At 71.9% G+C, this 4,196-nt stretch carries 3 protein-coding genes and 2 pseudogenes; 3 read left to right on the top strand and 2 right to left on the bottom strand.

The window, feature by feature from the left end; all coding sequences use genetic code 11:
• A partial coding sequence (locus KBX53_RS24535; RefSeq protein ID WP_210861881.1) for a helix-turn-helix domain-containing protein occupies positions 1 to 126 on the bottom strand: 126 nt, incomplete at its 3' end.
• Positions 127 to 244: 118 nt separating this feature from the next.
• Between KBX53_RS24535 and KBX53_RS24530 the strand changes: the two genes are divergently transcribed.
• From KBX53_RS24530 to KBX53_RS24520, 3 genes and pseudogenes are all read left to right on the top strand, one after another.
• Positions 245 to 1,159 (top strand): SDR family oxidoreductase, encoded by a 915-nt coding sequence (locus KBX53_RS24530; RefSeq protein ID WP_210861880.1) that lies wholly within the window; start codon positions 245 to 247, stop codon positions 1,157 to 1,159.
• An 81-nt stretch (positions 1,160 to 1,240) separates the two neighbouring features.
• Positions 1,241 to 2,426, top strand: a pseudogene (locus KBX53_RS24525) (SAM-dependent methyltransferase).
• Positions 2,423 to 3,610 carry an NADH-quinone oxidoreductase subunit D gene (locus KBX53_RS24520; protein WP_209444462.1) on the top strand — a complete coding sequence of 396 codons (1,188 nt, stop codon included), beginning with the start codon at positions 2,423 to 2,425 and terminating at the stop codon, positions 3,608 to 3,610. Before KBX53_RS24525 ends, KBX53_RS24520 begins: the two are co-directional and overlap by 4 nt.
• An 18-nt stretch (positions 3,611 to 3,628) precedes the next feature.
• Here the strand turns inward: KBX53_RS24520 and KBX53_RS24515 are convergent.
• Positions 3,629 to 4,196, bottom strand: a pseudogene (locus tag KBX53_RS24515) (hypothetical protein); the annotation flags it as partial.

The raw sequence follows: 4,196 nt of genomic DNA, 5'->3' as shown, positions 1-4,196 counted from the left end.
GCGTTTGTCGAGGCCGGCACGGGCGGCGATGTCGGCGACGGTGGTCTGTTCGAAGCCGCGCTCGCGGAACAGCTCGAAGGCGGCCGCCTCCAGGCGGCCGCGCGCGTCCGGTTGCCAGCGGGCCATGCGGCGATGGTATCCGAAGTCACACTGCGACATGAAGTTCGTCCGGATGTCGCTATGTGACATCAATCGGTATACGGTTATGTCGCAAGGTGACATCGGCACTCACGAAGGAACCACCATGCGCGTATTCGTCACAGGCGCCTCCGGCCACCTCGGCTCCGCAGTCGTCCCGGAACTGCTCTCCGCCGGGCACGAGGTCGTCGGCCTCGCCCGCTCCGACACATCCGCCGCCGCCATCGAGAAGCTCGGCGCCCAGGCACACCGCGGCGACCTGGCCGACCTCGACGTGCTTCGGGACCAGGCGGCCGCCGCCGACGGCGTGATCCACCTGGCGTTCCGCCACGACCTCATGGTCAACGGCGATCTGGCCGGTGCCGCCAGGACCGACCTGGACGCCCTCACCGCACTCGCCGACGGCCTGGCCGGCTCCGGCAAACCCCTGGTCGGCACCGGCGGGACGGCCATGCTCGTGATGGGCGGCATCGTCGGCCGCCCCGGCACCGAACACGACACCTTCCCGGGCGGCGGCTACCGGATCGACGCGGAGAACTTCGTGGCCGACCTCGGCTCCCGCGGTGTGCGCTCCTCCATCGTCCGGCTCGCACCCACAGTGCACAGCTCCCTCGACCGCTACGGCTTCATCAGCACCATCATCGCCGCGGCCCGACGGAAGGGCTACGCCGCGTACGTCGGCGAGGGCGCCAACCGGTGGCCGGCCGTCCACACCCTCGACGCGGCAGTGCTCTACCGACTCGCCCTCGAAAAGGCCCCAGCCGGCACGCGCCTGCACGGAGCCGCCGACGAAGGCGTCCCCTTCCGACAGATCGCGGCAGCCATCGGCGACAACCTCGGCATTCCGGTCCGAAGCATCAGCCCCGCCGAGGCCGACGAGCACTTCGGCTTCCTCGGCTCGTTCGTGCAGATCGACAACCCCACGTCGTCCGCCCTCACCCGCGACCTACTGGGCTGGACCCCGACCCACCCCGACCTGATCGCCGACCTGCACGAAGGGCACTACTTCCGGACGGCATGAACGGCACGACCCCGGGCGGGGATCACGGGTCGGCCCACAACCGGTGACCGTAGGGTCGGCACGGTGACGCACCCTGACCTGATGCCGATCCGCTGGCGGGACGCCATGAACCAGGCCCTCTACGGGCCGGGCGGCTTCTTCGTGGCCGGCGGCGGGCCGGCCGCCCACTTCCGGACCAGCGTGCACGCGTCCCCGGCGTTCACCACCGCCCTGCTGCGCCTGCTCACGGAGGTCGACGCCGCTCTGGGGCATCCGTCGCGGCTCGACGTGGTCGACGTGGGGGCTGGGCGAGGCGAGCTGCTGCGGGCTCTCGTCGGGCTCGCGGTGGGGGTTTCCGGGGAGCCCGCCCACTCCGGGCGGTCAGGCTTGATCCCTGCGTGGTCGGGCTCCCCGGAAACCCTGACTCCCACGGCCTCCGCCCGTCCGCTGGGCGGGGAGCCGCCGTCCGGCAATGTCCGTCCGTCGCTTGCGGAACGCATCCGCTTCACAGCAGTCGAGTACGCCGACCGCCCCGAGAACCTGCCCGAAGAGATCAGCTGGACCGCTGAGATTCCCGACGGGATCACCGGACTGTTGATCGCTACCGAATGGCTGGACAACGTCCCGTTGGACGTGGCGGTGCACACCGGCGACGGCTGGCGATATGTCCTGGTCGACCCCGGCAGCGGTGCCGAATCGATTGGCGAGCCGGTCACCCCCGACGACCTCGACTGGCTGACCACCTGGTGGCCCAGCCCCGACCCCTCGCCCGTTACGGACAGTGACCCGAGGCCGGGGCTGCCCCGAAACCCCCAGCGGCGACCAAGGAAGGGCCGAAATCGGAAGGACGAGAGACGAAGCCTGGGCCAACGCGGTCGGAAAGATCAGCCGAGGGCTCGCGGTGGCTGTGGACTACGGGCACCTGAGCGGCGACCGGCCCGTGGACGGGACGTTGACCGGGTACCGGGGTGGGCGGCAGGTGCCACCGGTGCCGGACGGGACGAGTGATGTGACAGCCCACGTGGCCATGGACTCGGTCGCCTCCGCCGGTGCGGCGGTCGCCCGGTGCGCGTACTCAATGGTTCCGCAGCGGGAGGCGCTGCGGGCGCTCGGGGCCGACGGTGGGCGACCGCCGCTCAGCCTGGCCGGCACCGACCCGGCCGGCTACGTGCGGGCGCTGGCCGCCGCGTCGGCGGTGGCCGAGCTGACCGACCCGGCCGGGCTCGGCGGGCACCTGTGGTTGCGCCAGCCGGTCGGCATCCCGCTCGGGTCGGTCGTGGCACGATGACGGGCATGACCACCGACGCCGGGGACCTTCGTGAACTGACCGTCGGCACCGGGGCCGGCCTGGTCGCCGGCACCGGTGATCAGCAGCTCGGCACCGACATGGTGCTGAACATCGGCCCGCAGCACCCCTCCACGCACGGTGTGCTGCGGTTGAAGCTGGTGCTCGACGGCGAGCGGGTGGTCGCCTGCGAACCGATCGTCGGCTACATGCACCGGGGCGCGGAGAAGCTTTTCGAGGTGCGTGACTACCGGCAGATCATCGTGTTGGCCAACCGGCACGACTGGCTCTCGGCGTTCTCCAACGAGCTGGGTGTGGTGCTCGCTGTGGAACGCCTGATGGGCATGGAGGTGCCGGAGCGGGCCACCTGGCTGCGGATGGCCCTCGCGGAGCTGAACCGGGTGCTCAACCACCTGATGTTCCTCGGCTCGTACCCGTTGGAGATCGGCGCGATCACGCCGATCTTCTATGCCTTCCGGGAACGCGAAACCATCCAGGCGGTGATGGAGGAGGTCTCCGGCGGCCGGATCCACTACATGTTCAACCGGGTGGGTGGCCTCAAGGAGGAGGTGCCGTACGGGTGGACCGGGCGGGCCCGCGCGGCGATCGGTGAGGTACGCCGCCGGTTGCCCGACCTGGACCACCTGATCCGCCGCAACGACATCTTCCTGGCCCGCACCGTCGGCGTGGGTGTGCTGTCCGCCGCGGACGCCGCCGCGTTCGGTGCGTCCGGCCCGGTGGCCCGAGCCTCCGGGCTCGACCTGGACCTGCGCCGCGACGACCCCTACCTGGCCTACGACGAGCTGGACGTGCCGGTGGTCACCCGGACGGCCGGGGACTGCCACGCGCGGTTCGAGGTGCTGCTCGACCAGGTGTACGCGTCGCTGGATCTCGCCGAGCAGTGCCTGGACCGGGTGGATCGGCTGACCGGGCCGATCAACACCCGGCTGCCGAAGGTGCTCAAGGCGCCGGAGGGACACACGTACGCCTGGACAGAGAACCCGCTCGGCATCAACGGCTACTACCTGGTGTCGCGGGGCGAGAAGACGCCGTGGCGGTTGAAGTTGCGCACCGCCTCGTACGCGAACGTGCAGGCGTTGGCCACCCTGCTCCCCGGCTGCCTGGTCCCGGACCTGATCGCGATCCTCGGCTCGATGTTCTTCGTGGTCGGCGACATCGACAAGTGACCCGAGCCGGCTGACCGGTCAGCGCCAGCGGTCGGCGGGTGGCGCGCCCCCGGCGCGCGGCACGTCGTCCTGGGGCGGGTAGCCGTAACGCTCGTCGACCCGCCGCCGGCCGGTCCGTTCCGGCGCGGGTTCCGCCTGGTGGCCGCGTTGGCGCGGTGGACGCCACTCGTCGGGCACCGGCACACCGCCCGCCGGCAGCGCGGGCCGGCCCGGCTCGTCCCGCCAGCCACCGTCGCGGTCGCGGCGACGCGCCGGCTCGTAACCGCCGGCCTCCTCGTGGCGGCGCGGCTCCTCGTAACCGCTGGCGTCCTCGTAGCGGCGCGGCTCCTCGTAACCGCCGGCGTCCTCCTGGCGGCGCGGCTCCTCGTGGCGGACGGCGGCCCAGCGGTCGGCCATCCGGTACTCGGTGCCGGTGGCGTCGGCGTGCACCTCGGCCCGACGTTCGCCGACCCGCAGCTCGCGGCCGTTCTCGTCGTCGCGGACGGCGGCCCACCGGTCACCGGTCCGCAACTGCGACCAGTACTCGCCGGTGTCGTCAGCCCGCAGGGGCGGCCCGGGCTGCGGCGCGGCAGCCGCCCGGTCACGC

It is taken from the genome of Micromonospora sp. M51, from assembly GCF_018070305.1.
GTDB lineage: Bacteria > Actinomycetota > Actinomycetes > Mycobacteriales > Micromonosporaceae > Micromonospora > Micromonospora parva.
Note: the sequence above shows the minus strand (reverse complement) of the source record. Positions and strands in the feature narration are given on the sequence as shown.

Bases quoted from the DNA above. Each gene is read 5' to 3' on its own strand.
- KBX53_RS24520 (WP_209444462.1), top strand. From the start codon at position 2,423: ATGACGGGCATGACCACCGACGCCGGGGACCTTCGTGAACTGACCGTC.
- KBX53_RS24530 (WP_210861880.1), top strand. From the start codon at position 245: ATGCGCGTATTCGTCACAGGCGCCTCCGGCCACCTCGGCTCCGCAGTC.